Annotated in this window: 25 protein-coding genes and 3 pseudogenes; 7 read left to right on the top strand and 21 right to left on the bottom strand. The window is 69.8% G+C overall.

Features of this window, described 5'->3' with window-relative positions; genetic code table 11:
• Positions 1-3 precede the first annotated feature (3 nt).
• A pseudogene (locus ACIRA5_RS35880) lies at positions 4-405 on the top strand (IS110 family transposase); the annotation flags it as partial.
• Positions 406-447: 42 nt separating this feature from the next.
• Here ACIRA5_RS35880 and ACIRA5_RS35875 read toward each other — a convergent pair.
• Together ACIRA5_RS35875 and ACIRA5_RS35870 are read right to left on the bottom strand one after the other, a co-directional pair.
• Positions 448-1,221: a hypothetical protein gene (locus tag ACIRA5_RS35875; protein WP_403698122.1), complete on the bottom strand. Its 774-nt coding sequence runs from the start codon at positions 1,219-1,221 to the stop codon at positions 448-450.
• Between the two features lie 64 nt (positions 1,222-1,285).
• Positions 1,286-1,753, bottom strand: coding sequence for a hypothetical protein (locus tag ACIRA5_RS35870; RefSeq protein ID WP_403698120.1), 468 nt, complete (start codon positions 1,751-1,753; stop codon positions 1,286-1,288).
• 233 nt (positions 1,754-1,986) lie between these two features.
• Between ACIRA5_RS35870 and ACIRA5_RS35865 the strand changes: the two genes are divergently transcribed.
• A complete protein-coding gene (locus ACIRA5_RS35865; RefSeq protein WP_403698163.1) occupies positions 1,987-2,967 on the top strand; it encodes a phosphotransferase family protein in 981 nt (326 codons plus the stop codon).
• Here the strand turns inward: ACIRA5_RS35865 and ACIRA5_RS35860 are convergent.
• From ACIRA5_RS35860 to ACIRA5_RS35845, 4 genes and pseudogenes are all read right to left on the bottom strand, one after another.
• Positions 2,964-3,566, bottom strand: a complete 603-nt coding sequence (locus ACIRA5_RS35860) for a sugar O-acetyltransferase (RefSeq protein ID WP_403698119.1) — start codon at positions 3,564-3,566, stop codon at positions 2,964-2,966. The genes ACIRA5_RS35865 and ACIRA5_RS35860 overlap by 4 nt on opposite strands.
• Positions 3,567-3,613: 47 nt before the next feature.
• Positions 3,614-5,629 (bottom strand): alpha/beta fold hydrolase, encoded by a 2,016-nt coding sequence (locus ACIRA5_RS35855; protein WP_403698117.1) that lies wholly within the window; start codon positions 5,627-5,629, stop codon positions 3,614-3,616.
• A 137-nt stretch (positions 5,630-5,766) separates the two neighbouring features.
• Positions 5,767-6,039 (bottom strand): annotated as a pseudogene (locus tag ACIRA5_RS35850) (GNAT family N-acetyltransferase); the annotation flags it as partial.
• Between the two features lie 99 nt (positions 6,040-6,138).
• Positions 6,139-7,710: a discoidin domain-containing protein gene (locus ACIRA5_RS35845; protein ID WP_403698115.1), complete on the bottom strand. Its 1,572-nt coding sequence runs from the start codon at positions 7,708-7,710 to the stop codon at positions 6,139-6,141.
• On the opposite strand from ACIRA5_RS35845, the gene ACIRA5_RS35840 reads away from it, so the two are divergent.
• On the top strand, positions 7,703-8,299 hold the full coding sequence (locus ACIRA5_RS35840; RefSeq protein ID WP_403698113.1) for a substrate-binding domain-containing protein: 597 nt from the start codon (positions 7,703-7,705) through the stop codon (positions 8,297-8,299). The genes ACIRA5_RS35845 and ACIRA5_RS35840 overlap by 8 nt on opposite strands.
• 75 nt (positions 8,300-8,374) lie before the next feature.
• Positions 8,375-8,884: a hypothetical protein gene (locus tag ACIRA5_RS35835; protein WP_403698111.1), complete on the top strand. Its 510-nt coding sequence runs from the start codon at positions 8,375-8,377 to the stop codon at positions 8,882-8,884.
• A 10-nt stretch (positions 8,885-8,894) separates the two neighbouring features.
• Here the strand turns inward: ACIRA5_RS35835 and ACIRA5_RS35830 are convergent, their stop codons facing one another.
• The 5 genes from ACIRA5_RS35830 to ACIRA5_RS35810 form a co-directional block, all read right to left on the bottom strand.
• On the bottom strand, positions 8,895-9,239 hold the full coding sequence (locus tag ACIRA5_RS35830) for a hypothetical protein (protein WP_403698110.1): 345 nt from the start codon (positions 9,237-9,239) through the stop codon (positions 8,895-8,897).
• 59 nt (positions 9,240-9,298) lie between these two features.
• The gene (locus ACIRA5_RS35825) at positions 9,299-9,796 is read right to left on the bottom strand and encodes a transposase (RefSeq protein ID WP_403698109.1); all 498 of its coding nucleotides are present in this window, start codon (positions 9,794-9,796) and stop codon (positions 9,299-9,301) included.
• Positions 9,793-10,527, bottom strand: a complete 735-nt coding sequence (locus tag ACIRA5_RS35820; RefSeq protein ID WP_403698108.1) for a UDP-N-acetylglucosamine--N-acetylmuramyl-(pentapeptide) pyrophosphoryl-undecaprenol N-acetylglucosamine transferase — start codon at positions 10,525-10,527, stop codon at positions 9,793-9,795. Before ACIRA5_RS35820 ends, ACIRA5_RS35825 begins: the two co-directional genes overlap by 4 nt.
• Before the next feature lie 463 nt (positions 10,528-10,990).
• On the bottom strand, positions 10,991-12,007 hold the full coding sequence (locus ACIRA5_RS35815; RefSeq protein WP_403698106.1) for a DUF1963 domain-containing protein: 1,017 nt from the start codon (positions 12,005-12,007) through the stop codon (positions 10,991-10,993).
• 12 nt (positions 12,008-12,019) lie between these two features.
• A complete protein-coding gene (locus ACIRA5_RS35810; RefSeq protein ID WP_403698104.1) occupies positions 12,020-12,496 on the bottom strand; it encodes a hypothetical protein in 477 nt (158 codons plus the stop codon).
• A 122-nt stretch (positions 12,497-12,618) separates the two neighbouring features.
• On the opposite strand from ACIRA5_RS35810, the gene ACIRA5_RS35805 reads away from it, so the two are divergent.
• The gene (locus ACIRA5_RS35805) at positions 12,619-13,149 is read left to right on the top strand and encodes a hypothetical protein (protein ID WP_403698103.1); all 531 of its coding nucleotides are present in this window, start codon (positions 12,619-12,621) and stop codon (positions 13,147-13,149) included.
• On the opposite strand, the gene ACIRA5_RS35800 is transcribed toward ACIRA5_RS35805, so the two are convergent.
• The 9 genes from ACIRA5_RS35800 to ACIRA5_RS35760 form a co-directional block, all read right to left on the bottom strand.
• Positions 13,049-15,730: a discoidin domain-containing protein gene (locus ACIRA5_RS35800; RefSeq protein WP_403698101.1), complete on the bottom strand. Its 2,682-nt coding sequence runs from the start codon at positions 15,728-15,730 to the stop codon at positions 13,049-13,051. The genes ACIRA5_RS35805 and ACIRA5_RS35800 overlap by 101 nt on opposite strands.
• Before the next feature lie 22 nt (positions 15,731-15,752).
• The gene (locus ACIRA5_RS35795) at positions 15,753-16,274 is read right to left on the bottom strand and encodes a DUF2264 domain-containing protein (protein WP_403698100.1); all 522 of its coding nucleotides are present in this window, start codon (positions 16,272-16,274) and stop codon (positions 15,753-15,755) included.
• Between the two features lie 103 nt (positions 16,275-16,377).
• Positions 16,378-17,136, bottom strand: coding sequence for a sugar phosphate isomerase/epimerase family protein (locus ACIRA5_RS35790; protein WP_403698098.1), 759 nt, complete (start codon positions 17,134-17,136; stop codon positions 16,378-16,380).
• Positions 17,133-19,076, bottom strand: a complete 1,944-nt coding sequence (locus tag ACIRA5_RS35785; protein ID WP_403698097.1) for a DUF2264 domain-containing protein — start codon at positions 19,074-19,076, stop codon at positions 17,133-17,135. The genes ACIRA5_RS35790 and ACIRA5_RS35785 overlap by 4 nt, the downstream gene beginning before the upstream one ends.
• A gap of 55 nt (positions 19,077-19,131) precedes the next feature.
• Positions 19,132-20,112: a hydroxyacid dehydrogenase gene (locus ACIRA5_RS35780; protein WP_403698161.1), complete on the bottom strand. Its 981-nt coding sequence runs from the start codon at positions 20,110-20,112 to the stop codon at positions 19,132-19,134.
• A 47-nt stretch (positions 20,113-20,159) separates the two neighbouring features.
• Positions 20,160-21,056 carry a carbohydrate ABC transporter permease gene (locus tag ACIRA5_RS35775; protein WP_403698095.1) on the bottom strand — a complete coding sequence of 299 codons (897 nt, stop codon included), beginning with the start codon at positions 21,054-21,056 and terminating at the stop codon, positions 20,160-20,162.
• Complete coding sequence (locus ACIRA5_RS35770) at positions 21,053-22,021, bottom strand: carbohydrate ABC transporter permease (protein WP_403698159.1); 969 nt, start codon at positions 22,019-22,021, stop codon at positions 21,053-21,055. The genes ACIRA5_RS35775 and ACIRA5_RS35770 overlap by 4 nt, the downstream gene beginning before the upstream one ends.
• A gap of 18 nt (positions 22,022-22,039) precedes the next feature.
• Entirely contained in the window at positions 22,040-23,353 is a 1,314-nt protein-coding gene (locus ACIRA5_RS35765) for an ABC transporter substrate-binding protein (RefSeq protein WP_403698093.1), read from the bottom strand.
• A 136-nt stretch (positions 23,354-23,489) separates the two neighbouring features.
• The gene (locus ACIRA5_RS35760) at positions 23,490-24,578 is read right to left on the bottom strand and encodes a LacI family DNA-binding transcriptional regulator (protein ID WP_403698158.1); all 1,089 of its coding nucleotides are present in this window, start codon (positions 24,576-24,578) and stop codon (positions 23,490-23,492) included.
• A 289-nt stretch (positions 24,579-24,867) separates the two neighbouring features.
• Between ACIRA5_RS35760 and ACIRA5_RS35755 the strand changes: the two are divergent.
• Positions 24,868-25,017 (top strand): annotated as a pseudogene (locus ACIRA5_RS35755) (aromatic ring-hydroxylating dioxygenase subunit alpha); the annotation flags it as partial.
• 113 nt (positions 25,018-25,130) lie between these two features.
• Here the strand turns inward: ACIRA5_RS35755 and ACIRA5_RS35750 are convergent.
• Entirely contained in the window at positions 25,131-25,268 is a 138-nt protein-coding gene (locus ACIRA5_RS35750; RefSeq protein WP_403698156.1) for a transposase, read from the bottom strand.
• A gap of 402 nt (positions 25,269-25,670) precedes the next feature.
• Between ACIRA5_RS35750 and ACIRA5_RS35745 the strand changes: the two genes are divergently transcribed.
• Positions 25,671-26,126, top strand: coding sequence for a hypothetical protein (locus ACIRA5_RS35745; protein ID WP_403698092.1), 456 nt, complete (start codon positions 25,671-25,673; stop codon positions 26,124-26,126).
• Positions 26,127-26,287: the final 161 nt, after the last annotated feature.

Genomic DNA, 26,287 nt, shown 5'->3' with positions numbered 1-26,287 from the left:
TCGATGCGTGACGACGAGCTGGCGGAGGAGACCGTGCCCCAGATCTGGGCCGGAGTGGACATCGGCGAGGAACACCACCACTGCGTAGTGGTCAACGAGCGGGGAGAACGCCTCCTCTCACGCCGAGTCTTCAACGACGAACCGGCCCTGCTGGAGCTCATCGCAGACGTACTCGCCCTGTCCGAGGACGCCCTGTGGGCCGTGGACATCAACCACGGCGGCGCCGCCCTGCTCATCGGCCTCCTGCTCGGCCGCCAACAGCCGATGGTCTACATGACCCGCCTGGCTGTGCACCAGGCGTCGACGGCCTACCGCGGGCAGGGCAAGACGGACGAGAAGGACGCGTTCGTCATCGCCGACCAGGCTCGCACGCGCAGAGACCTCGGTCTTTTGCGGCCCGGCGACGCGCCTCGCGGATGCGGGTGCGCTCGTGGAGGTGCTGCTGATTCATGTCAGGGCCTCGGCGGACTGTGCGGTGGTGTCGTGAGCCTGCGCGGTGACCCTGAGCCGGTTGGCGTGGGACCGCAGCCGCGTGCCCACCGGTGTGGGGGCGTGGTCGGCCGGCTGCTCGATCTCGTCGGCCCGCTCGCGTAGTTGGCGGGCGTGGGCGTCGGTGCGGACGGTGTTGCCGGAGCCCGGCCGGCAGTCGTACTGGCGCGGGGCCGTTGCTCCTGGTCCGGGTTCACACAGCGCGGTGTCGCGTTTGAACGCGCAGATCAGGAAGGCGTCCGGGTTGTCGTAGAGGACGACGCCGTCCCGGGCCAGGAACGCGGTGGCCTTCCTCGCGAACGTCTTCGGGACGATACGGCCCTCGAAGCGCGGAGTCTGGGCGGCGGCGGTCAGGGCTCTGCGGGCGGCCGGGCCGGAGACGTTCTCACCGACGGCGACACGGTCGCGCAGGCGGGCGGCGGTGTCGGCGGCGGCCAGCGCGGTCTCGATGTCCAGGACGCTACGGGCGCCGCGGCGGCCGCGGGTCGCGTAGCCGCTGGAGGTGCGGGCGTCCAGGACGGTGCGCATGTGCCCGTACTGAATGGCGAGCGCGATCAGTCCGCCGGGACGGCGGGCGATGTGCCAGGCCAGTGTGCGCCGGAATCGCGACACTCCGATCGAGCCGTCGGGGTCCTGGGCGATGACCTGGTCGGTCAGCCCGTGGGCCTCGCCTTCTCGGTTCGCCCAGGCGACGAAGTCCTCGACACGCACGTTCAGGGCATGCTTCTTCATCGTTCCGGGGTAGCCGTGCTGGAAGACAAAGTCGTGGTGGGCGGAGCTGAAGAGGTACTCACCGTCAGGGACGATGCGCTCCAGGACGCGGATGGCGCGGACGACGGGCGTGATGGCGACCCAGGGGACCTCGCGTTCCCTCGGCGGAGACGTGGTTGCCGTCCTCGTCGGTGACGTTCTTGTAGTGGTGGCTGCGGATCAGGTGCCGTCCGGCGGTGCCGTCGGCGGCGGGCTCGGGGTCCGGGCAGCAACCGGAGCGCAGGCCACGGACTTCCTGGGGGCGCATGCCGGTCAGGTAGAGGCAGATGATCGCGGCCACTGTGCCCAGGTGCCGCATCAGGGTCCCGGCCTCGCTGAAGTCCAGCTGTCCGCGCCAGGGCATGCCGTTGATCCGGCCAGTGACGTCGACGGACATCGGGCAGGGGGCGGGGCGGTCGGCGGCCAGCGCGGTGAACCCGTGCCGGTCGTTGAGGAAGTCGACCTGGCGGAGGCCGGCGCCGGTGGTGGCGGCGATGAACGTGCGGGCCAGCATGTACTCGCCCTTTCGAGGACGAAGCCGCCGTCTCGATGACGTCGCACCGGGCACGCACCTGGGCACCCAAAGGCGGCACACCGGTGGTGCGTCCGCAGACGAGACATGGGCCGTCGTCCTGTCTTGGATGGTCGCGGTCTCGGAACAATTCGTTCGGCGCTGAGAGGTTGATCGCGTAGGGTGCCCGGGCTGTCGAGCCGGAAAGGCGGGTTGTGGACGTGGCACCTCGGAAAGTGACACCGGACCAGTTGGCGGGGGCGGCCCGTGCCGCACTGAGTGACGGGCGGAGGCTGGAGGCGGTCGAGCGACTCGCCGGCGGCACCACGAAGGGCGTGTACCGCCTGATGATGGACGATGCCACGACGGCGATCGCCTACCTGTGGCAGGAGTCGGAGAACTACTGGCCGGCGGCTCAGGGCGACGGCGACCTCACGGATCCGTTCTCGCCCGGTGTCGGACTTGACCTGTTCGAGGCCAGCCACGCGCGCCTGGCCTCGCTCGGCGTGCGCGTCCCCGAGGTTCACCTGGTCGACCGCGACCGTACCCACTACCCGGCCGACCTGGCGATCGTGGAGGACTTCCCCGGCAAGGACTTGATGGACCTGTTCAACCGCGACCCGCGCGCCGCAGAGCCGACGATGGCACGCCTCGCCGATGCCCTGGCGGCGATGCGACGCCATCGAGCGCCGTCGTTCGGCAAGGTGGCCCAGATCGACAAGGGGGGCACGTCCAGGGCGGCGTCGTGCGAGGAGGCAGCGCTCGAGTTCGCGCTGCGCTGCCTCGCCGAGGCGGCGTCTCGTGACCGGAGGATCGCGGACGCCCGCGGCAGGCTGGAGGAGCGGCTGCGTGAACTCGCCGCGGCGGTGCGGCCGCGTGCCGAGTACTCGGTCGTCCATGGCGAGCTGGGGCTGGACCACGTGCTGGTGGACCGGGACGGTAACCCCGTCATCATCGACATTGAGGAGCTGCTGTACTTCGACGTCGAGTGGGAGCATGTGTTCCTGCGGCTCCGCCACTCCGAGGACCAGTACCGGCGGTTGGCGGTGGAGGACCTCGACGAGGACCGACTCGCGCTCTACAAGCTCACCCAGCACCTGTCACTGACGGCGGGGCCGCTCCGGCTGCTCGACGGGGACTTCCCCGACCGGGCGTTCATGCAGGGAATTGCGGAGCATCACTTGAACGAGGCGCTGGCACAGCTTTCGGTGGTTTAATGCCCGGCGGTACGTGTGGTGAGGTCCTCGTCCGTGATGCAGCGGATCACCCGGCAAGGGGTTCCGACCGCGACGGTCATCGGGGGAATGCTGCGGCTGACGACGCTGCCGGCGCCGACGACCGACCCGTATCCGATGCGAACGCCGGGCAGGACCACCGCGTTGCTGCCGATCCAGACCTTGTCCTCGATCACGATCGGCTCCGAGAAGCGTCCGAAGTCAGCACGTCGTGAGGGATGCACCGGGTGTCCCGTCGTGGTCAGTGTCACGCTGGGAGCGATCATGACACCGTTGCCTATGCGGATATCCACGTCATCGACGAACGTGAGGTTCACGTTTCCGAAGAAGTCGTCGCCGATGTAGACGTTGCTGCCGAACCCGGCGTGGAACGGCGGCAGCAGCACTGTGCGTTCACCGACCGAGCCGAGGATCGTGACGAGCAGCGATCGACGCTTCTCCCTTTCGCTCGGTGGTGTGTGGTTGTACTCGAAGATCTGCTCGGTGCGGCGCCGAGTGGCCAGGAAGGCCGCTTCCGACTCGGTGTAGACGAGCCCCTTGGCGATCCTGGCCAGCACTTCTTCCTCGTGAGCATGCGTCACAGCGGAACGCTCCCTTCGTCCAACCTCTCGGGCCTGAAGATGATCAGTTAAAGCATGCCGGGGCGCCGCCACTCCTGTCCGAGGACATGGTGATCGAGGAAGTTCAGCACCGTCTCGTACATGAGGCGAATGTGGTTCGGCGCCCCGATGGCGTGGCCCTCGTCCGGGAAGTACAGGAAGGTGACGGGCGTCCCGAGCCGCTGCAGATCGCTGTGCAGGCTCAGTGCCTGGCCCATCGGGACTCGCTGGTCCTTGCCGCCGTGCACGATCAGTATCGGCGTCGTCACCTTCGCCGCGTGGAAGTGGGGCGAGTCGGCTTCGTACCGTTCGCGCTGCGTCTGTGGGTCGCCGAAGATCTTCCGGAAGTATGCGTGCATGTCCGTGTCGATCTGGAACGCTTCCAGGTTCCACATCCCGGCGTGGGTGACGATCGCCTTGAAGCGGTCGGTGAGGGTCGCGGCCCGGTTGGCCAGGTAGCCGCCGTAGGACCAGCCGGCGAGGCCGGTCCGGGTCGCGTCAAGGTCGTCGCGTGCCAGTGCCGCGTCCGTCATCGCGATGAGATCACGGTAGGGCTGACCGCCGTACTGGCCCCGGCCGCGCTCCTGCATGCGTTGCCCGTAGCCAGTGGACAGCGCAGGATCGGGTAGCAGTACCGCGTAGCCGCGCGCCACGAACGGCCATGGGTTCCACAACCACGTCCAGGCGCTGTAGGACATCTGTGGTCCACCGTGCGGGACGATGATCAGCGGCGCTGGACGCTCGGCCGAGGCACCCTCGGGCAGCGCGAGCCAGGCGCGCAACGGGAAACCGTCGTCCGCCCCGACGTGCACTTCGGCCAGCGTGCCGGGAAGCGAGTCGAGGTCACCGGGGGCCCTGAGGAAGGCGGGTTGTTGATCGGCTGCGACGGCATCCAGTCGGACCGCTCGAGGCGGGCTGTCGATCGTGCTGCGCAGTGCGTAGAGGGTGGTCCCATCGGGCGACACGCAGAGCGAGGCGTGGGCGCCGGATGCGGTCAGGCGGGTGATCGTGCCGTCCGCGTCGCGGCGGAAGATCGGGCGGTGGCCCCGCTCGTCACCGGTGAACCACAGCGCGGCGTCCCCACGGATCGGCGAGAGGACGGCCCGTCCCGGCCACGGCCAGTTGTCGAACTCCGGCAGGAGGTCGGTCTCTTCACCCGAAGCCAGGTCGAGCGCGACCAGCGTGACTCGCCACTCCGTGTCATAGGTCTCCTCTTGCTGGCGCTGGCAGACCAACGCCGAGCCGTCGGCCGTGAATGCCAGGCGGTAGTACTGCTGACCAGGGCGGGAGAATGTGTGGCGCTCGGCGCCCGTGGCCGCGTCGGCGACCACCACGACATTCGTGTCGGGAACGCGGCCCGTCGGGGCCCGCGTGTAGGCAACCAGCGATCCGTCCGGCGAGAGCGCCATGTCTCCGATGCCGGCCAGACCCTGGCTGCCGGCGTTCACCGGAGCCCCGTCGGCGTGCAGGACGAAGGTGTGGGGTTCGTCAGGGCCGTGGCCTGCGCCGAAGGCGCAGGTTGTGGTCGCCTCGTACAGAACCGCGTTGACCATGGTGCTCTCGCGTTCCCGGCGAAGTTCGGCGTATGCCTCGGTATTCATCGCGCCAGGCAGCAGATCAGCTGTGTAGGTGACCGTGCAGGCGTCCTTGGCGGCGACGAAGGCGGATATGTCTCCCGGGTGGTGGGCGATCTGCCTGGCCTCGCCGCCCTCCGGCAGTGCCCACAGTCCCACGCCCGGGCTCTCGCTCTTTTCAGCGGCGGAATCTGTGTTCTCACGGCCGGAGAGGAACAGCAGCGTGCCGTCGGCAGCGAAAGCGGGAGCGAAGTCACCCTGCACGGACCGGGCCACGGGGCGGCTCTCGCGCTCGCCCGAGGGGTCCACCTCACACAACCTCGAAACGTGCCCAGTTCCCTGGTCGTTGATGATCTGCACGGACGCGATCAAGCGCGTGCCGTCGGGCGCCAGGACCAGGTCGGTCAGGCGGGGGTGTGTGGCGAACAGGTCGTGGAATGAGGTGGCATCGTCCAAGGCGGCGCGGGTCATGGCGATCATCCTGCCCGCCGCACCCGAAGTGTGACAGGGGGCCGACGACCTGTGGGGGCCGGAACCGAGGAGAACCGGCTCGGCGGTGGTGCCTCCGATGTGGCGGAGCCACTTCGAACTGACCCCCGGCGCGTCTCTTACGGTAGGGAACGGGAGGGCCACACCAGTTCGCCCCTGTCTTCGGTCGAGACGTGGTCGCGCGGGAACCCAAGCTTTTCGAGGACGCGAAACGATGGCGCGTTCCAGGGACGCACCGTCGACCAGAGCCGTTTCCGCCCAGTCGCGATCGCCGCGTCCAGTACCGCGGACGCTGCGTCGGTGGCACAGCCCTGTCCGTGCACGCGCTGGAACAGCTCGTAGGCGATCTCCGGCTCGTCAATGGAAGCCCGACCGACAGTGAGCCCGCAATGGACGGGTACGCCGGGTTCGGCGAGCGGCACGGAGAAACGGACCGGTGGCAACACCGGCACCGCGCTCCGTGCCTACTCAACAGGCACCCCCGCCGCCAGTCAGCGCACCGAGAGGGCCACCAGGCGCGCGGTACCGGCACCGGACGCGTCGGTCGCCAGGGCGACGTAACGGGCGGTGGCCTTGGTGGTGAGTTCCCGGAGAGGGCCGGATCCGGCCATGGTGCCGGCGCTCCGGTAGGTCAGGCCATCGTCGCTGACCTCCACCCGGCCGGTGGGGACGCGGCCACCGGTCCACTCCGCGCCGACGTCTGTGAAGGCCACCGAGGCGCCCAGGTCCACCACCATCCTGCCGTTCGGGCCGGGTGTCCATGCAGTACGCGGGTCGCCGTCGACGGCCGCCCGCGGGTCGGACATTCCCGCAGGCAGCGGGTTGGTCGGGAACACGGTCCGGCCCAGGGCCAGGTCTCCCACGGGGAACGCGGTGGCTCCGGGCAGTCGGACGGTGACAGCGTCGCGGACGGTCGCCATCGAGCTGCGGCCCTGGCCGGTCACCAATACCCGGCAGGACGCCCCGGACAGCCGCACGGTGGCACCGTCCACCACCTCGGCGACCAGGCCGGAGGGCAGCCGGTCACCGGTCAGCGGGTGCAGGGCGAGGCGCGGCGGAAGGAGCGCCGCCGAGGCGGCGTCGAGGCTGACCTCCAGCGTTGCCCCCTCCGAGGTGACCCTCTGCCGGCCGTCGAACAGCACGAGGCTGGTGCCGAAAGATGGCACCGCGACAGTGGTGGACACCGCGGAACCCGTGAGGTTGAACAGGCTGAGGTGCTCCTCGGTGAGGGCCGCCTGCACCCCGTCGGTGTCCGGCCGCGGGACCGGCCGTCCGGCCATCCCGCGCAGAGTGCTCGTCGACGCGCCGGGCACGCCCTCCACCAGCAGCGGACCGGACGGGCCGTCAGCGAGCACCACGGTGTCGCCGTATACCGACAAGGGCAGCTTCGAGCCGCGCACCACCAGTCCGGCACGGCCGTCGACATCGAGCCAGCCGCCCCCGCTGGAGAGGTCCGGGGTGGGCCAGGAGACCAAGTCGGCCCACGTCTGCCCGTCGGTGGAGCCCTGTACGAGGTACTTCCGTCCGGCAGCGGCCTCCCAGCGGATGGTGACCCGGTCCACGGCTTGGTCGGCGCCGAGGTCCACCTCCAGCCAGCTGTCGGCCCGCTTGCGGCCGCCCCTGGAGACCGCCCACCGGGTAGTGATGCTGCCGTCCACGGCGAGCGAAGGGCCCATGCCGCTGTCGGAAGACGACGCGGTGGCGATGGCGCCCTGGGCGAGGTCGGTACCGTCGGCGCCGTCCCGGGCCTCGAACTCGTAGATCGAGTAGCCGTAGGCGGGGTCGCCCTGGACGCCACGCATGCGCAGGTACCGGACCTGGGTTCGGGTGAACGTCAGCCGGTCCACCCGGCTGACGGTGGTCCCGCCGTCGCTGTCGGCGGCGGCGACGGTGTGGCTGCCTTCGGCGAACCGGTAGGTACGCGTCCCGGTGAGGCCGGGCATGCCCGGCATGGTGAGGTTGTAGACCTCCAGGTGTCCCTCCCCGCCGCCGGTCCCGGTGGTGGCGTACACGACCGCGCCCGAGGGCAGGGTGGTGAGGCCGGGGTTCCCGTTCGTGTTCATCGGCCGGCGCGAGTCGTCCGCCGGGCCGGTGAGCTATGTCGGTGGCGACTATGCCGCGGCCACCGCGGCGCTGTACGAGCGCCTGTGGTCGCTCGGCCATCGCCGGGTGGCTCTCGTGGGCTATCACGAGGAGAGCGAGTCGACGGCGGACCGGCGGGCCGGTTACCTGCGTGCCTGCCGGCGCCATCGCAAGGCGCCACTGGCCCTCACCGACGAGGACCCGTCGTCGGTCTTCGACCGGTTGTGTTCCGATCAGGTGACTGCGGCCCTGGTGGAGACCACGGAGATGGCCGCCGCTCTGCGTGCGCTGTGCGAGCACTCCGGACTTCGGGTGCCCGACGATCTGTCGATCGGAGTGCTGGGGGACACCGATCCCACGCAGACATCGACCTGGCCGCTGCGGACGAGTCCCGAGGCGGACTGGACCACGTTCCGGATTCCCCGGCATGACATGGGTGCCCGCGCGGTGCGCATCCTGGTCCCGATGCTGCGCGGCGATGTGCAGCCCGGCCGCAAGACGCAACTCCTGCTCCCGTGCGAGCTGGTCGACGGCGCGACCGTGGCCGAGGCGCACCGCGCGCTGAGCTGAGCAGGGCCGTCCGGCCCCTCCGTCGCACTTGTCGTTGACTCATTGACTTCCCGTAGGTCCTTCCCTAGCGGTGGTTTGTTAGAAGCTGTTGTCTTTCCGGGCTTGAGGACTGCATGTCCACTGGTCAGGTCCGAGCTGGCCGTGGGCGAGCGGGATGGGAACGAGTGGGTCATTGCTTGCTCACGTGTCGGCGAGGTACTGGCCCCAGGCGACGGCGACGTCGTCGGTCCTGATGTCTCTGTGGACCTGCCGGATGGCGGTGGACAGCCAGTGCCGGCTGGGGCTTCGGAATCGGCGAAGTCGAAGTCGGTGGTGCCGATGTGGCGTGCGGGGCTGGCCTGGTCGGCGCTGTCGGCGGACTACCGGCGCATCCTGCGGGTCCTTGCCGACCGGGACCGACTTGGTCAAGGTCCGTTTTCCTGCCAGGAGATGGCCGTCTGCTTCGGCCTGGAGACGGTACCGGCGAAGGTGGAGGCGTTGCGGTCGAAGGCGAAGCGGATGGTGGCCCGAGGGTGGCTGGTCGAACCGGTGCCGGGTCGGTTCACGCTGTCGGCGGGGGTGGCCGGACAAGGCGCCGGATTGTGAACGGCGACCGTCAGACCCGCAGGGTTTCTCCCTGGGGGTCGAAGCAGACGAGCCCGTGCTCGCGTGCCAGGGCAGCCGCATACTCGGAGACTTCCTCCGCCCTGCTGTAGGACATGAGCAGATAGACGATCGGGCCCGAGGCCTCGCCAAGGACGGGCGGTGACGCCCAGGGGCTGCCGGCGGCATCGTCTGGATACCGCTCGATGAGTGCCTCGACATAGGCCTCGATGCGGGGCGACAACTCGGCGATCACGTCATCAGATTCGAGGTAGCGCTCGTAAAGCTCGTCGAAGACAGCGCCGGCTTCGTCGCCGCGCGGCAGCTCTCCATCCCACACGGCCAGGTCGTAGCTCATGTGCGAATGATCTCAGGCGCCAACCTGGCTTGGGCCGGAAGCCCCAGCGCCGGACCGGTTCACACTCGCGAGGGGCGTGGCTGGGCAAGGCGGCGGGTCATGAGCAGGGTCATCGACCAGTAGATCATCGCCTCGGCGCTGCTGGTGCGGCGCTCGAAGTCGCGCACCAGTCGGCGGGTGCGCATCAGGTGGCTGAAGAACCGCTCGACGATCCCTCGCTTGGGCAGGACCACCAAGCCGCGCATGTCGTCGCTGCGTTTGACGACCGCGATGACCAGGGTGAGAGCGGTGAGGCAGTACTCGATGAGGCTGCCGGTGTAGCCGCCGTCGGCCGAGACCAGCTCCAGCCGGTGGTGCGCGTCCACGACCCGGGCGAGCAGGGTCTGCGCGGCCGCGCGGTCGCCGGTGTCCGCAGCAGTGACCTGCACCGCGAGCAGCAGGCCGAGGGTGTCCACGACGGCGTGGCGCTTGCGTCCGTTGGTCAGTTTTCCGCCGTCGAAGCCGCGGCTGTCCGCACCGACGACGGCGTCCGCCTTGACCGACTGCGAGTCGGTCACGCCTGCGCTCGGCTCCGGGTCCAGCCTGCCTGCCGGCGGACCTTCCCTCGTAGCCGGTCGTGGAACTCGGTGGCCAAGCCGTGGTCGCGCCAGCGGACCGCGGGCTTGTCCAGGGCTTCCAGCTCGGCCAGGGTGGTGGCCCCCGCCCTGCCGATCACCAGGTCAGCCAGCCACAGAGCGTCCACCATCTCCTCGTGCAGGTACTCCAGCTGCCAGTAACGCGGTGCGGAGGCCAGGTCCGGGTCGAGGTTTCCGAGCCCGCAGATGTGGATGACGGCGAACCTGCCGGTGAGTGCGGGCAGTTGGCGACGGACGGCGTCGTTGATGCGCTGCGACCCGCTGCTGCCGCAGAAGATGAGCAGGACCGGCCGGCCGTGTGGGACACCCAGGTGTGCGCGCAGCTGTTCCGGCTGGCCGTCGTCTAGGTCGTCGCGCATGGGCAGGCCGGTGACCACCGCTGTGCGCCGCAGGCGCCGGGGTAGTTCCTGTCCGGGTTCGGCCAGGAAGAGCGCGGCGGCGAACCGGGCCAGGATCCGGTTGGCCAGCCCGAGGCTGTGATCGGACGCGTGGATGGCGAGCGGGACGCGGTTCATCCAGGCGGCGATCCCCACGGGCACCGAGACGTAGGAGCCTTTGGAGAAGATCACGTCGGGCTTCGCGCGGCGCATCGCGCGCCAAGCCGCGTAGACCCCGCGCACTACAGTGAAGGGCATCATGATGTCCTGCCCCACGACCGGAAGCGTTGAAGCCCCGCCGAGGGAACCGGCGCGAGACGGATACCGGCCTTGTCCGCCAGTTTGTGCTCGATGCTGTTCGCCCGGCCGAAGAACACCAGTTCTTCTACGCCGGCCCGGCGTAGTTCGGCGGCGACTGCCACGGCGGGCAGACCCGACCTGGTGGCCTGATCCTTACGACCATCGGTGGCTGGCTCGGCTCGTCGGAACTCGCACGCCTGACCCTCCACGACGACGGCACGGCAACCGGGCCACTGCTGAACGGTCAGGTCAGCTTTATGCTCGCACGCCCGCACATGCCATCCGCGCTGGGCTTGCTCCCCGACCTCAGCGAGGGCCTGCGACGACGGCCCGGACGACCGCGGTAACTACTCACCACACCCTTCGGGGCGTGGAGCCCGTCAGCCAGTGGCGGACACACCCAGGTCCGCCCACACGGCCCATGACTGCCTGACCTCGGTCAGGAGTCTTGTACGAGCAACCGTCCCTGCTTGGCGTCCGGCGAGACGAACGCGAACGCTGTCGGCGCAGCGCCGAGATTGAGGTAGAACGGCTGGAAGTTCGGGTTCAGCTGCAACGTCAGATGCCAGGGGCCGCCGTCGGGCCAGTCATCGCCTTGAAAGAACGCGGGCGTTCCGCCGATCTTGTCGCCGCTGATCTGCTCCCAGTAGAGATCGTGATCGTCGGGCGGCTGCCTCCCGTGGTCGCGCTGAGGACGGAAGTCGGGGTCCTCGTCCAGCTGGAGCCGGGCGGTGTACTCCGCGTCGGACCCATCCTCGGTGTGGTACAGACTGGGCCCGGTAGCCATCGGGAGCGTTGAACCGCCGTAGACACCACCCGGCTGCACGATGACCGCGTTCGCGCCCTCGTCGGGAAAGATGATGTCGGGGTCGAAGAACATCTCGTCGCCGTGCTCCGCGTGAGTCACAAAGACGTACGCGAGTTTGCCTCGCCCCGCGTCGCCGAGCACCGACCCGAGCTCGATCTGGCAGATGAAACGCATCGGCTCGTCCCATGCGTCGTTGACCGGCCACTGCGGCTCGGAAAGCCACACCGGCTGGCCCCCGAACTTGGTGACCGGGGTGGTGATCGGCACGCTCGCGGGCACGAACGCCTCGATCCTCAACGTCGGAACCATGAGCACTCTCCTCCTCGCAACGGCCCAGGAGACGGGGCACCTGGCCAGCCCAGACTGCTGACTTGCCAGCATGACTACATTCGAACTCACGTTCAAAATACCATTGGCGCTTGCTGATCCGCTTGACCGCAGGCACACCGCCGACGGAGGCAGGAGCTGCCGCGGCCGACAGAGCTGCTCCCCCGTGATCCCCAGCAGGTGTCGGCTGGTCGCCAGGATGTGCAGGTCGGGAGCGGCGCGCAGGAGCGCCTTCGCCGGCCGGGCGCACGTGTCGGTCAGATGCTCGCAGTTGTACAGCACGATCAGCGCCCGCCGGATCGGACTGCAGGACAGTTGCACGCGCGCCGTTCTTCACCCGAGTCCGACGCTGCTGAGGGCCGTGCTCCAGTCGGTGACAATGGCCTTCTGCGCGGCCGTAAGAGTGACCTTGCCGGCGCAGACCGCGGTGTGCAGCTTCGTCTCCACCGGGTCCTTCGCGTCGTTGACCCCGCCGCCCGCCTTGTGTCCCGGGTCCGGCGGCTCGACCCACAGATTCCGGGGATCGTTCGGATCGCCGCCCAGCTGCAGGCTGATCGGGTGGTCATACTCAGCATCGCCCATGCGGCCCTTGTAGCCGTACGAGGCCGCGTTCAGCGCCTTCTCCTTGCCGGTGACGGACGTGGACGGCCGGATACCGGAGGTGTAGCCGCCCTTGCGGCAAATCGTCGACTTCAGATTCTCCTGCGTGACCGCCGGAGAGACCGCGCCCGGCGTACACGCCCGATCCTCCAGCGGCTCCCCCTTCTCCTGGCGGAAGTGGCAACTGCCCGCCTGGGGCTGCTTCTGCACGGTGTACGTACTCTGCGGACCGGCCCCCACCGCGATCGCCCGCCCGGGACCCCCGCCATCCCGCGCGCCCGTACCCGACGACCCCGCCGACATCCCAGCCGGGGACACGGTCGAACCGCCCGATGAAGCAGCCGAGCCCCGGCAACCTCTCCACCGTTGCCGCCGACGGCATCGACCGCCCCTTCCTGCTGATCGGCAAGGACGGCAACGACCTGACTGCGGTGCCGTCCTGGGACGCCCTGTGGCGGCACAGCCGCGGCCGGCACCGGGGCCTGAGCCTGCGGGGTGCGGAACACGCGACGTACACCGACGCCGAAGCGCGTGCCCCGCAGATCGCCCGTCAGCTGGGACTCCCGCGGAAGACCGTCGTCGAGAACATCGGCACGATCATGCCGCGGCACGCGATGGCCGCCGAACGCGCCTACCTCGCGGCCTTCTTCGACCGCTGGCTGCGCGGCTGGGACGACGACTGCCTGTTGGACGGGCCGTCGGGCTGCTGCCCGCAGGCGCGCTTCTTCTGCCTTCCCGGCGTCCGGCGCGGAGTGGAGAGCATCATGGCCGGATCGTCAGCCAGTCCAGGGATGCGACGCGAGGGCCTCCCTTCGCGACGAGGTAGAGGGTGTGAACGCCGGTCAGGCGGTGGGGCAGGGTGATCGACTGCTCCTGCCAGGTGGTGGAGCCGGTCGCGTGCACGGGGAGGGTCGCGGCCACCGGGCCGTGCGGGGTGTCGAGCCGGAGTTGGAGCGAGCACCCGGTGGAACAGGTGGAGGCGAGCCGTACGGTGAGGTGGTCGCCGTTCACGCCGGCGCGGCGGAAGGCGATCCAGTCGCCGGAGCCCAGCACCCCGGTGGTGGCCGTAGTGCGTGCGGTCCCGTGCACGGACGTCGCCTGCTCGGTCTGAAGTGTGGCGGAGGCGTCGGGCCCGTCGCCGTACAGGCGCAGGTCGTTGACCACCCAGGGGACGGGGCCGCTCGCGGTGAGGGTGATGCGGACGAACCGGGCCGTCCGGGTCGGGAAGACCGCGTCCTGGGTGAAGGACCGGCCAAAGACCCGGGCGAGGCTGCTGCTCCAGTGCGTGCCGTCGCGGCTGACCGACACCGAGAAGCCGTTCGGCTGTCCGCTTGTGTCACGGCCCGCGTCGAGCGAGAGCCGGTCGAAGGTCTTCGGCTCGCCCAGGTCGACGGTCAGGGACTGGCCCAGGGCCTGTGCTGCGGCGGCCGTCCAGCGGGTGTTGATGTCTCCGTCGATGGCGGCGGAGGCGTCGGAGCCGTCGCTCGCGGTCGCGGTCGCGGTCGCGGTCCAGGCTCCGTGCCGGACGCGCTGTTGGCAGCCGGGGAGGTCACAGCCCGTCGACCAGATCGGCTCGCCGTGTTCGTAGGCGCCGATGTCGGGAGCGGTGCCGCGAACTTCGGTGGTGATGCCGTTGATCGTCTCGCCGGCGTCGATGGCGGGTGAGCCGTCGGTGAGCCACAGTTCACCGTTGACGGGGTCCGTGTAGCCGGCCTTGTCGGTGATGAGGTTGGAGCGGACGACCGGCAGCGGGTCGCCGATGCTGGTCGCGCTGACCGGCACCGGTCCGACGATGTTGCTGAGGTACGAGCCGGAGGCATCGGTCGCACCGCTCAGCAGCGTGGAGTTGCCGTTGATGCCCACGCCGTAGCTGGAGTTGTGGTCCTGGTTGGCGATGCTCGGGCCGGTGTGGCCGTTGAAGAAGGTGCCTCGGGTGCCAGTGTTCCAGGCGACGTTGTGGTGCAGGAGGAAGTGGCCCGAGTAGTTGTCGACGTAGAAGCCGACCTGACCGTCGGCGTCGTGCGAGGTGTTGTGGTCGACGGAGGTACCGGTGCCGTCCAGGCTGCAGCAGACGTAGAAGGGTGAGCCGTCGCGGGAGGTGCGCATCGCCTCGGACAGGTCGTTGTAGGCGATGCGGTTGCCGTGGAACTCGGTGCCGTTGAGCTGCCAGGCCGTGTCGATGGAGGCGCGTCCCGTGCGGCGGATCGTGTTGTGCGTGACCGTGTGGTCGTTGCCGTTGATCTCGATGCCTGGCGTGTAGCTGCCCATCCAGCCGACGTCGTGGATGTAGTTGTCGGTGACCGTGTTGCCGGTGCCGCGCACCAGGACGCCGTCGCCCGCGGACTGCGAGATCTCGCTGTTCTTCAGGGTGTTGCCCGTGCCGAGGATCTGCACGCCGGAGTCGAGGATACGGGAGGCGACGATGTGCCCCTCGGAGGGCGGGATCGCGAGGTCGCTGTCCGGCGGCATGGGGAGTGTCGAGAACTCGGAGATGTACGTGGCGTGCAGTGCGTCGACCACAACTCCCGTACTCGTCGCGCCCGTTCGCAGGGACGTGCCCCACAGGTCCAGGCCACGGACGGTGACGTACGAGGCCTTGGACAGATCCACTCCCCACAGGCGGTGTTTGGCGGTCGCCGTGTGTCCGGCCATGCCGCCCTTGGGCGGGACGAGGTAGAGCCGGTGGGCGGACTTGTCGTAGTACCACTCCCCCGGCTGGTCGAGGGCGGCCTTGGAGCCCACGAGGTAGTAGTTGCGGTAGTTCTGGTTGCCCATGCACAGGGGCGGACAGCGGTAGTTGCCGCCCTTGAAGTCCAGCTTGCCGGGCGAGCCGGCGGTGACCGTGCCGGTCTGCTGGGCCCAGGGGTTGGAGCCGGCCCACAGGTGCACGGTCGCGCCGGCCCAGTCGGCGTCCGGCAGGTCGGTGTCGTCGATGTGCTGGTCGGTGGAGGTGCGGTCGGCCTCGGCCCAGGCGGCGTTGAGCGGATCGGAGCCGGAGTTGGGCCAACGCCCTTCGGCCGCCCGGTCGTTGTCCAGGAACACCGCGTTGAAGTCGGGGTCGGGCGGCAGGTTCGTGTCGGCGGCGACCAGTCCGCCGCCGGCGTCCTTCCAGCCGGTCACCGGCTCGGTCCCGTCGACGGTCACCGGGCCGTCACCATACGCGGCGAGGGTGATCGGGGCCCCCTTCGTGCCGGAGGGCGGGGTCACCTGTTCGCGGTAGGTACCGCGGTGAATGAGGCAGGTGTCGCCCGGCCGAACGCGGGAGAGGCAGTCTCCGATGGTGCGCAGAGGCTTCGAGGAGGAGCCGTACGCCTGGTCGCTCCCCCAAGGGGCGACATGGTAGGTGCGGCCCTGGTCCGCTGCCTGTGGTTGTGCCTGCGCCTGCGCCGGGAAGGCCAACAGCGCTGTCACAGCGGCCAGTACCGACAGATGTCTCAGTCTCATGTCCCGTCTCCACTGATCGGTCTCAAGTCCAGGTCCCCGGTCGTCGGGGGTTGAACTGCTTGGGTGCGAACGCGAGGGCGAAGCCGCTCGCGGCCATCTCGACGATCCGCTGGTCGCGGTCACCGGGCTCGCCCCAGTACTCGGGGTGGTCGGGGTCGCTGCCGGAGGCCGGTCCACGCAACCAGAGCTCCGCGTACGGGACGTCGCCCCGGCCCGTGGCCAGCGGCGCCGGGCCCCACAGCGGGCGAGCGAGGGACACCACTTCGGTGGCGGTGTCGTCGTGGATGACGGAGTTGCCGGGCCACAGGGTGATCTCGGCGTCTTTGTACGACGTCAGGTGCGACCAGACCTCGTCGACGTTGCCGAGCGCGCCGAAGCCGAGCGGGGTGCCGGTGGTCGGGTCGTCGGCAGTGCGGGCGGGTGCCAACAGCAGCCAGGGCAGGGGCAGTCCGAAGAAGACGGCGGCGCCGGCCAGTAACAGCGCGGCGGTGACGGTGACCGGTGAGGCGGTGCGCCGACTCCGGCCCGGACGTCGTCTCTTCATCGAGAACCACCTGTCACCTCTACGCTGGAGGATTGGATTGCGATAGTTTTCGCAATCTGCGATCGCTCGGTGTGGTGCGTCAATGGGATGCGAGAGGTCCGATCTATCGGGCTGAGAGTGACCGAAGAGTACGGGCCTCTCGGGCGAGCACCCTCTCGTCGTCGTCGGGGACGAACTCCAGGAGGACGTCCAGGGGTTGGCCCGGTCCGCGCAGGCGGTCGAGGGCCGCCCGCCACAGTGCGGCGCGAAAGGAGAGCGGGTGCTGGGTGGTTGCGGGCCACCAGGAGAAGGCGTGCGCCGCAGCGACACGGTCGATCAGGCTGTCGAGGCCGGCCAGCGCGTCCACGTCGTGTACGTCGAGCGGCGGTTGCCAGTAGGTGCGGACATCGGGGCGGCCGATCTCGTCGAGCAGCCGGAGGGTCCGGTCGGCGCCGTCGGTGAGGGTGTTGCGGTGGAATTCGTACGCGAGCTGGATGCCCGCGTCGGCCGCGAGCGCCGCCGCGCGACGGGTGTCCGCGACGACCGCCGCCCTCCCCTCGGGCGCCGTCTCCTCGGTGCCCGTGGCGCCCGCCCAGATCCGGATGCGGGGCGCACCGAGCCGCACGGCCGAGCGGAGGACGCCGCCGAAGGCAGCCGGGTCGGTGTGTCCGGCCCGGTAGTAGGAGCCGTACGAGGCGACCGCGAGGCCCGCCTTCTCGGTAGCGGCGCGGACATCGGCGGCGACGGCCTCGTCTCCGGCGGGCACGTGGACGTCGCCGCCCCACTCGACGCACTCCAGCCCCGCGTCGGCCGCGGCCTTGAGGACGCCGGCCACGTCGAGGTGGCGCAGGGTGACGGAGCACAGCCCCAGGCGGAGTGTCATGACGGCACCTCGGTGACCGAGGGACTGTCCTGGGTGCCGAAGTCGATGACCGTACGGGCTCCGTCGGCCCAGCTGATCGTGACGGCGAGGCCGTTCGCCTCGGCGGTGGCCTGTCCGGCGAGGGGGGCCGGGTCGGGTTCACCCGTGAGGGAGGCGAGCGCGACGAACACCGTGTCGGAGTCCGACTCGCCGACGGTGCCGGTGAGTTCGGGGACCAGGGCCCAAGGGCCGTAAGCGGTGCCCTGAGGGGCGCGGACCGTGCGCTGCGCAGGCCAGCCGTGCAGGCCGAGCAACTGACTTGTCACCTCTGACCCGTTAAGCCGTGTCTCCGGTGTCTGTTCTGCTTCGGCTGCTGGCTCGGGTGACAGGGCGACGGCCCAGCCAGTGTGGTGGATCGGCGTTCCCGGCGGGACGCCGACCGTGCGGTGGACGCGCACTTCCAGCCTGCCTCGGGTCAGTGTGAGGCTCTCGATCCGCGTCGAGGGCAGGACGGGGCCGCCCTCGGGGAAGACCGGCCGGTGCCAGGAGGCGAGCCAGTCGGGGCCTGCGGCAAGGGGGTTGATGCGCACGCGGGCGCTGCGGGTACCGCGCGCCTGGAGCGCGATGTGGTTGTCGGGGATGTTGGCGGCACTGGTGGGGCCGGTGCGGGTGGAGTAGGCGAGACGGGCGTAGAGCGGGTTGCCGGGAGCGCGCTCCGGCTCGCGGGAGTCGAGCTTGTAACTGCCGTGGTTGTGCAGGCGGGTGAGGCCGTCCGCTCCGGTGGTCTGGATGAGCAGTCCGGGCCCGGGAAGGGCGAGCGTGCGGTCGGGCCCCTCGACGGGTGCCTTCTCCTCGGTGGCCGTCCACACCGGATGCTCGGACGGGAGCAGCAGGGCGAGGAAGCCCTTGGAGGCCCAGTACGGGGAGCCGGGTCCCGAGTAGTTCTGGAGGGTCGCCGCGTGCGGGCCATACCAGCCGAGGCCGAGGATGCCGTCCGCGCTCAGCACGCCGCGGTCGAGGAAGTGCCGCAGTGCCCCGCTGAGGATGCGGCGGGTGGCGCCGGGGGCGAGCGGGGTTTCGCCGGTGAGGGCGCCGAGGGCCACGGCGGTGCCGGCGGCGAACCGGTAGGTCAGGGAGCGTCCGTGGTGGATCGGGGCGCCGTTCGCGTCGAAGAGCAGGGCGAAGCCGTCGAGGAATTCCCGCAGCCGCGGGCCCAGTCGGCCGAGCAGGGTCCGGTCTCCGGCGAGGTGGGCGTGCAGCAGCGGGTAGAAGTGCAGGGCCCAGCCGTTGTAGTGGTCGAAGGAGCGGCCGTCGCCGTCGGAGTACCAGCCCTGTCCCTGGTACCAGCCCTCCAGCAGGCCGAGCCCGCGCTCGATCGCGTGCTGTGTCTCGGCGTCGCCCCGCCCCACGGATTCGAGGAATCCCGCGACGGTCAGCGGGAAGAGGTACCAGTTGTTGGGGGCGGGCGTGTGCCGCAGCGCGCCACGCAGCCACTGCTCGACGCGGTCCTGGTCGGCGGCGGGCAGGGTGTCCCAGGTCCAGGGCGCGGTCAGGCGCAGGGCCAGCGCCACGGATGCGGATTCCACCATGGGCTGGCCCTGGATGCCGTGGTGTCCGATCTCCGGCCAGGACTCGGCGTCGTCGCGGCCGGGGGTGCGGGTGCCGCGCGCGAGGCCGGCGGTGTAGCGCTCCAGGAAGCCGTGCGGGTCCTTGCCGGACGCGCCGGCGGTGCGGAACGCGGCGAGCAGGAACGTACGGGCGAAGCCTTCCAGGCCGTCCGAGCGCACCCCGGACTTGGACGGCGGGCCGGGCAGGTCGATCAGGGCGTGGCCGGGGGTGGTGTAGCGGAGGGCGGCGGTCAGCAGCCCGTCGGCGGCGGCTTCCCAGTGGGCGCGGGTGTAGCCGGTGTGGGGGCTGAGGGTGCTGTCCCCCGCGGGGAGGACGAGTGGACGGTCGGGCATGGCGGGGCCACGTCTCCTGTTCGTTGCGGCGGACTTCGTCAGCGGCTGCGGCGCGTCAGGCGAGGCGGGCCAGGGTTTCGGGCCGGACGGGATGGGCGAAGGGCCGACCGCGGACATACGACTCGACCTCGGCCAGCGCCAGGTCGGCGAGGCGTCGTAGCTCTCCGCCCTTCGAGCCGGCGATGTGCGGGGTGATGAGGACGTTGGCGCAGTCGAACAGGGGTGAGTCGGCGGGCAGTACCTCCGGCTCGGTGACGTCCAGGATCGCGTTCAGGCGACCGGACAGCACCTCGGCCGTGAGGGCCTTCTGGTCCACGACGGCGCCGCGCGCGGTGTTGATCAGTGTGCCGCCGGTGCGCAGCCGGGCCAGCAGCTCGCGGCTGACCAGGCCGCGGGTCTCGGGCAGCAGCGGCGTGTGCACGCTGACGACGTCGCTCTCGGCGAACAGCTCCGACAGGCCGGCCGGCTCCGCTCCGAGCGCGCGCGCCTCGGTGTCCGAGACGTAGGGGTCGTGCAGCAGCACGTTCAGTTCGTGGTGGCGCAGCAGGTCGATGACGCGGCGTCCGATGATCGAGGCGCTCAGGATGCCCACGGTGCGGCGGTAGTTGCCGGCGTCCGGGTAGCGTTCGTTCCAGTCGATGCGGCGGCGTTCGGTGCGGTAGACGCGGGCGGTGTCGAGGACGCGTTTGCCCGCGAGCAGGATCATGGCGAGGGTGTATTCGGCGACCGGCACGGCGTTGGCCGCGGCGGCGGAGGACACCGCGAGGTCGCGTTCCCAGCAGGCGGGGGTGATGTGGTTGCGTACGGTGCCGGCGGTGTGGACGACCGCGCGCAGCCGGGGCGCGGCGTCCAGCACCGCCTGGTCGACGGGCGGGCAGCCCCAGCCGGTGATGAGCAGTTCGGCGTCGGCGAGCGCGCGGTGTGCGACGGGGGTGGTGAAATCGTCCAGGACGAGCTGCGGGTCGATGTCGGTGAGGTCGGCCAGCCGGGCCCGTACGTCCGGGTCGAGGACCTGTCGTGCGGTCCTGTGCGCCATGGCTAGCACGGCGCGCGGGCGGCGACGGAACTGGTGGTCGGGGTGGGTCACTTGACGCTCCCTGCGGTCAGGCCGGACTTCCAGTAGCGCTGCAGCGTGAGGAACGCGACGATCAGCGGGACGATGGCGAGCAGCGAGCCGATGACGACGAGCGGGTAGTACTCGGGCGAGACGGTCGCCGAGCTGTTCCAGGTGTAGAGCCCCAGGCTGAGCGGATACAGGTGCTGGTTGGAGAGCATCGCCATCGGCAGGAAGAAGTTGTTCCAGATGGCTGTGAGCTGGAACAGGAAGACGGTGACGAAGCCGGGGCCGAGCATGCGCAGGCTGACCCGGACATACGTCTGCAGTTCGCCCGCGCCGTCCACCCGGGAGGCCTCCAGCACCTCGTTGGGCACGTACCCGCTGCTGAGCAGACGGGCGAGGTAGACGCCGAAGGGGTTGAACAGGACGGGGATGAAGACCGCCCAGAAGGTGTTGACCAGGCCGATGTCCGAGGCCACCAGGTACAGCGGGAGGGCCAGTACGGTCGGCGGGACCATGACGCCGGTCAGGACGAGCCCGAACATCTTCTCCTTGTGCGGGAACTCGTACTTGTCGAAGGCGTAGCCGGCGGCGACGCTGATCAGCGAGCCGATGAGGGCGCCGAGGACCGCGTACAACAGGCTGTTGAGGTACCAGCGGCCGTAGACCCCGTCCTCCATGGTGAACAGGTCGGTGAGGTTGTGCCAGAGGGAGAAGTTCCCGAGGGAGAGGATGTCGCTGCCGAAGAGCGCGTCGGCGTTCTTGGTCGAGGCGAGCAGCAGCCACAGGCCGGGCAGCACGGTGTAGAGGGCCGCGAGGACGATGACGGTGTTGGCGACGGCACGGCTGGTCAGCTTGCTCGTGTTCCTCGGACTGCTCGTGGCGATCGGCCTGTTGGCGGTGGTCAGCTGGTTCGTGGTCATCGCTTGCTCCGTTCCCGGCGGCCGGCCCAGCGCGTCACGGCGAACGACAGCGCGCAGGTGACGATGAGGAGGATGACGGAAGCCGCGGAGGCCAGGCCGTAGTTGTTACGGCGGAACGCGGCGTCGTAGATGTACATGTTCGGGGTGAAGCGGGAGTTGACCATCGGGGTGGCCTGGTTCATCAGCATGGGCTCGGTGAATAGCTGCAGCGCACCGATCAGGGCGAACATGCACACCATCACGACCGAGCCCTTGATGATGGGCACCTTCACCATGAGGGCGGTACGGATGCCGCCGGCGCCGTCGATCCGCGCCGCCTCGATCACCTCGCGGGGCAGGGCCTGCAGAGCGGCGTAGAAGATCACCATGTTGTAGCCGAGGCCGCTCCACAGAGCGATGTTGACGATCGACGGCAGGACGCTGTGCAGTCCGAGGAAGTCGATGGTGATGTCGGCCTGGGCGAAGAGCTTGATGACCGGGCTGAGGCCGGGGGTGTACAGGTACAGCCAGATCACGGCGGCGATGATGCCGGGCACGGCGTGCGGCACGTACAGCAGCATCTGCGCGGTGCGCCGCAGCCGGATCAGTCCGGAGTCGAGGAGCAGGGCGAGCGCGAGGGCGCCGACCACGACGACCGGCACGAAGATGACGCAGTAGAGGGCGATGACGCCGAACCCGGAGACGAAGCTCGGGTCGGTCAGTACCGCGAGGTAGCTGCGCAGTCCGGTGAAGACGGTCGTGCCGCCGCCGAAGCCGAGGCCCTCGTGGTCCTCGGAGAAGAGGCTGAGGCCGATGGCGTAGCCGACGGGGACGAGGAACACGGCGACGAGCAGTGCCGTGAACGGAGCCAGGAGGGTGACGCAGGCGAAAGCCTGCTGTCGGCGTCCGGCCTTGCGGGGGCGAGCCCCGCTCGCGGTCCGTGGTGTCGTCCCCGTCCGCTTTCGCGTTTTCCCTGGAGAGATCAATGTGCTCACGGGTGCACCTCAGTTGGTAGTGACCGACAGGCCGAGGCTCTTGAGGTCGGGCAGCGTCCGGCGTTCTCCTTCGCGGAGCCCGCCGATGATGGTGCCGCTGCCGGCACCGGCCTTGGCGAAGCCGTCCTCGACGGACGTGATGGTGGAGGTCATGCGCGGCCCCCACTTCCAGCGGGGAGAGATCAGCTTCGCCTGCTGCTGGAAGAGGCCGAAGATGTCCTGGCCGGAGTAGTAGCCGGTGTCCATCTCCTTGCGGGCGACGGGGACGAGGGAGGGGACGGCCGGGTAGGCGCTGCTGATGCCGCTGGAGAGCTTGGCGCGCAGGGCGTCCGGGCTGGTGACCATCCAGGTGATGAAGTCCAGCGCCTCCTTGGGGTGCCCGCTGTCCTTGGTGACGACGAAGGTCGAACCGCCCTGGGTGCCGAGCGACGGCTTGGCCGGATCCCACTGCGGGAGCGGCGCGATGGCCCACTTGCCCTTGCCTCCGGGAGTGGAGTTCATCAGCGAGCCGGCCGCCCAGGCGCCCGCGGTGTAGCCGACGGTCTCGCCGCTCTGCAGGTGCGCCCGCCACTGCTGGCTGTCCACCGGCTCGACGCGCACCAGGTCCTGGTCCACCAGGTGCTGCCAGTACGCGGCGACCTTGCGCGTCGGGGCGTCGGCCATGGAGATGCGCCAGGTGTCGTCGGAGGTCTGGTACCACTGGGCACCGGCCTGCCAGGCGAACCCGGCCATGTGCAGGGAGCCGTTGGTGAAGAAGCTGGCGATACGGGAGTGGGGTTGCGCCTTCTTCAGCTTGCGGGCCGAACTCTCGAACTCCGCCCAGGTCTTGGGGACGGGGATGCCGTACTTCGTGAACAGGTCCTTGCGGTAGAAGAACATCATCGGCTCGATGTCCACCGGCACGGCGTAGGTGTGCCCGTCGAGGGTGGTGAGGTCCAGCGCCTGCGGGAGGATCTTGCGGCGCACCGAGTCGGGCAGCAGCTTGGTGAGGTCGCGCGGCACGCCGTCGATGGCGAAGCCGGGCAGCTGGGGGTATTCGATGGTGGCGACGTCGGGGGCGTTGCCCGCGCGGGCGGCGTTGCTGAGCTTGGCGTAGCCGCCCTGGGCCCCGGAGGGGACCTGCTGGAAGTCGACCCTGACCTTGTTCTGGATGCGGTTGTACTCGTCGACGACCTGCTGGGTGCCCCGCAGCGCCGACCAGAAGGTCAGGTGGACCGGTTGTCCGGCCTGGGCCGTCCCGCTGCCACCGGTGGCGGAGCAGGCCGTGAGCAGCATGGCGAGGATCGTGAGCAGCGCCGGTACGGCGTTGCGGGTATGTCGCATGGGCCCTCCCGCTTCTTTTTACTGGGGTACGGGCATCCTGGGCGCCAAGCGAAAAAGACGTCAATAGATCGAACAGAAGAAACTCAAACGGTCAAACGAACATTCTTGCCGATGAACGGTGGCCCCTGGATCGGATTCAGACCGCGTGTGGTGCGGTGGATGCCCTGACCACGAGGTCGGGCAGCAGCTCCACGTGGCGCGTGGCACCGGGGCGCAGCCCGCCCTGCGCCATGTCGAGCCGCCGCAGCAGCAGGTCGACTCCGGTGCGGCCGAGTTCCGCCTTGGGCGGCGCGACGGCCGTGAGCGGGACCGACCCCATGTCGGCGACGACGTCGTTGTACGCGACCACCGAACAGCGGCCCGGGACGGAGATGCCCGCCGCCTGCAGCCCCCGCACCAGCACCAGCGCGTCCATGTCGCTGTGGATCAGCACCGCCGTGGCACCGCACCGCGCGACCGTCTCGGCCAGGTCGACAGCGCGCGGGTCGGCGACGAGCGGGTCGGGGCCCGCGGTGGGCGAACTGAGCATCACGCGGCACCCGTCGGCCAGTCCCCGAGCAGCCGTCTGCTCGGCGAACTCGGCACGGATGACCCGCGCGGTGGGGCTGTCGTCGCGCGCCGCCAGCACGATCCGCCGGTGGCCGAGGCCGACCAGGTGCCCGAGGGCGAGGTGGACGCCGTAGGCGTGGTCCGTGCGCACGCAGTCCACCTGGTAGATCGCGCTGGTCCGTGCGGGGCGCCGTTCGACGAGGACCGTGGGAACGTCCAGGCCGGCCAGCCACGACTGGTCCGCGTCCGCCTCGTCCTGCGTACGCCAGTGCGGTGACAGGAGCAGTCCGCGGGCCCCGTCGTCCAGCGCCTGCCGCACCGCCTCGCGCTCCGCCCCGCCGTGGCCGGCGGTGATGTGCAGGGCGAGCCGCAGGCCGGCCTTCTCCGCGGCCTCCCGCGCACCCTGCACGGCCTCGGTGAGGTAGGTGTTGCTCTCGGGAACGATCATGGCGACGGCGTCGGAGCCGGAGGCCGCCTCCTCGGGCATCGGGCGCAGCGAACGCGCCACCCCGTGCCCGCGGCGCACCTCCCCGCGCTGGGCGAGTTCCTCGACGTCGCGGCGCACGGTCACGACGGACACGCCGAGTTCGTCGGCGAGATCCGTGATGCGCGCGACCCCCCGCTCCCGCACCACCGCCGCGATCCGGGCCTGCCGTGTTTCCGCCGACTCCCGCATGTCCCCACCGTTCCCGTCCGTGTCGGCCGCCCGCTTGGGCACGGCCGCACGGCAACTCCCACGTTCGTTTTTCGCACGATCGATTTACGCGCGACGAACCCCATGATAGCGATCAATCGATCAGTGTGGGGCGGCGCCGTGATCCTCCCCGTTCCGACGCGCCAGACAGGGCGCGGGTGGCCAGGGGCCACCAGGATGGACTGAGCCATGCCTGCCGGATCGGCGGGTCGCCACCGTCCGGCACGACGCGGAACTGTCCGCGCTCATACCCCACGTGCTAAGGAAAGGGATGACCGAGACCGAACCCGTCACAACAGGGAGCGATCACCTCTCCAGGCTTCGCGATCCGCATCCCGGCACGGCCGATCTTCGGCGTATCGGGGCGCACCCTGATCACTGGTATCCCGTCGCACTGTCCCGGAGTGTGCGCAGCGGGCGGCGCGGGTCGTTGACTTGCTGTGACTTGGGGACGCCGACCACGTGGGAAAGCTCGGCATCCTCCAGGAAGCGCCGGAAGCGCGAGTCCTGTCCGTAGGCGGAATCCGCCGTCACTCAGGCGATGGGGAGCGGGGAGGCCAGGGCGCGCAGAATCATGTCGCGGGCCAGTTCGCCCTTGGTGGCGAAGACGCGCCCGTCGGGGATGCGGGCCGCTCGGCAGCGTTTCCGGTCCTCGGTCCAGGACTTCGGCAGGTAGAGCTCGCGGTCGACCAGGGCGGGGCCACGGGTGGTGGGCCTTTGTGGCCCGTTCGGCCCGCTCGGCCGGGGTCAGCAGTGTCTCAGCGAGGCGGGCGAGCTTCCTCGGGGATACGGACGTTGGCATCGGGCACTGGTGTGCTCCTCCCCACCTCTGAGGGTACGGGTACGTACCCGTACCCGTCATGCGGCGGATTCCCGTCACAACCCTGCCGCCTGACCGAATCCAGTGCCACGCCGGGACCGCGGTGATCCTCTTCCTCCCCCAAGCGGAGGTCCCCGCCCCCTCGCGGCACGCAGCTCGGTCGTAGACGTCCCATCCCGAAACGTCGGTGAGGACCGGCAGCACTCCAGGGGGGCGATCGGGGTGTGTCGGCGCCGAGGGACATAATTCAGGCTGTGGACCTGAGACCGGAGTTGTTGCCCCCGCCCGTGAGTCGGCAACGGCTGGACGAGTTGTGTCAGGAGGTCGAGCGAATCGCTGACCTGCTGACATCCCGCCCGGAGGCAGCGGACGAGGCGATCACGGCCTTCAACGCGATGACCGGTCACGATTACGAGGCTCTCGACTTCGCCGAGTACGACGGCAGCAGGAGCCTGGAGGAGTTCGCGAGGGAGGCGGCCCGGCCGGCTCGCCCCGTGGTCGCGGACATCTCCCGGGACGAGCTCGTTGAGATCGTTCGCAGACTTCTGATGGCCTCCCCGGAGAGCGACCACTATCTGCGGCTCCTGGAGTCGAACGTGTCGCATCCGCGGATGAGTGACCTGGTCTTCCACCCCGCAGACACCCTTAAGGATGCGTCTGCGGAACAGATTGTCGACGAGGCTCTGAAGTACCGCCCGATCGCGCTCTGAGCCGCAGGTCCAGACCGACGACAACGCCTTCTGCACCGTCAGTAGCTGTCTTTCAACGTGAGCGGATAAGCGCAGACGCCCGGGTCTGCGGGGCTGATGCAGAGCCCGCCGGACGACGTCTTCCAGGAAAACAGCGCAGCCACAGCGTGGCCCGGCCCACC

This window comes from Streptomyces sp. NPDC096311 (assembly GCF_044763085.1).
Classification (GTDB): domain Bacteria; phylum Actinomycetota; class Actinomycetes; order Streptomycetales; family Streptomycetaceae; genus Streptomyces.
The sequence above is the reverse complement of the archived record's forward strand: the minus strand, read 5'-3'. Positions and strand labels throughout refer to the sequence as shown.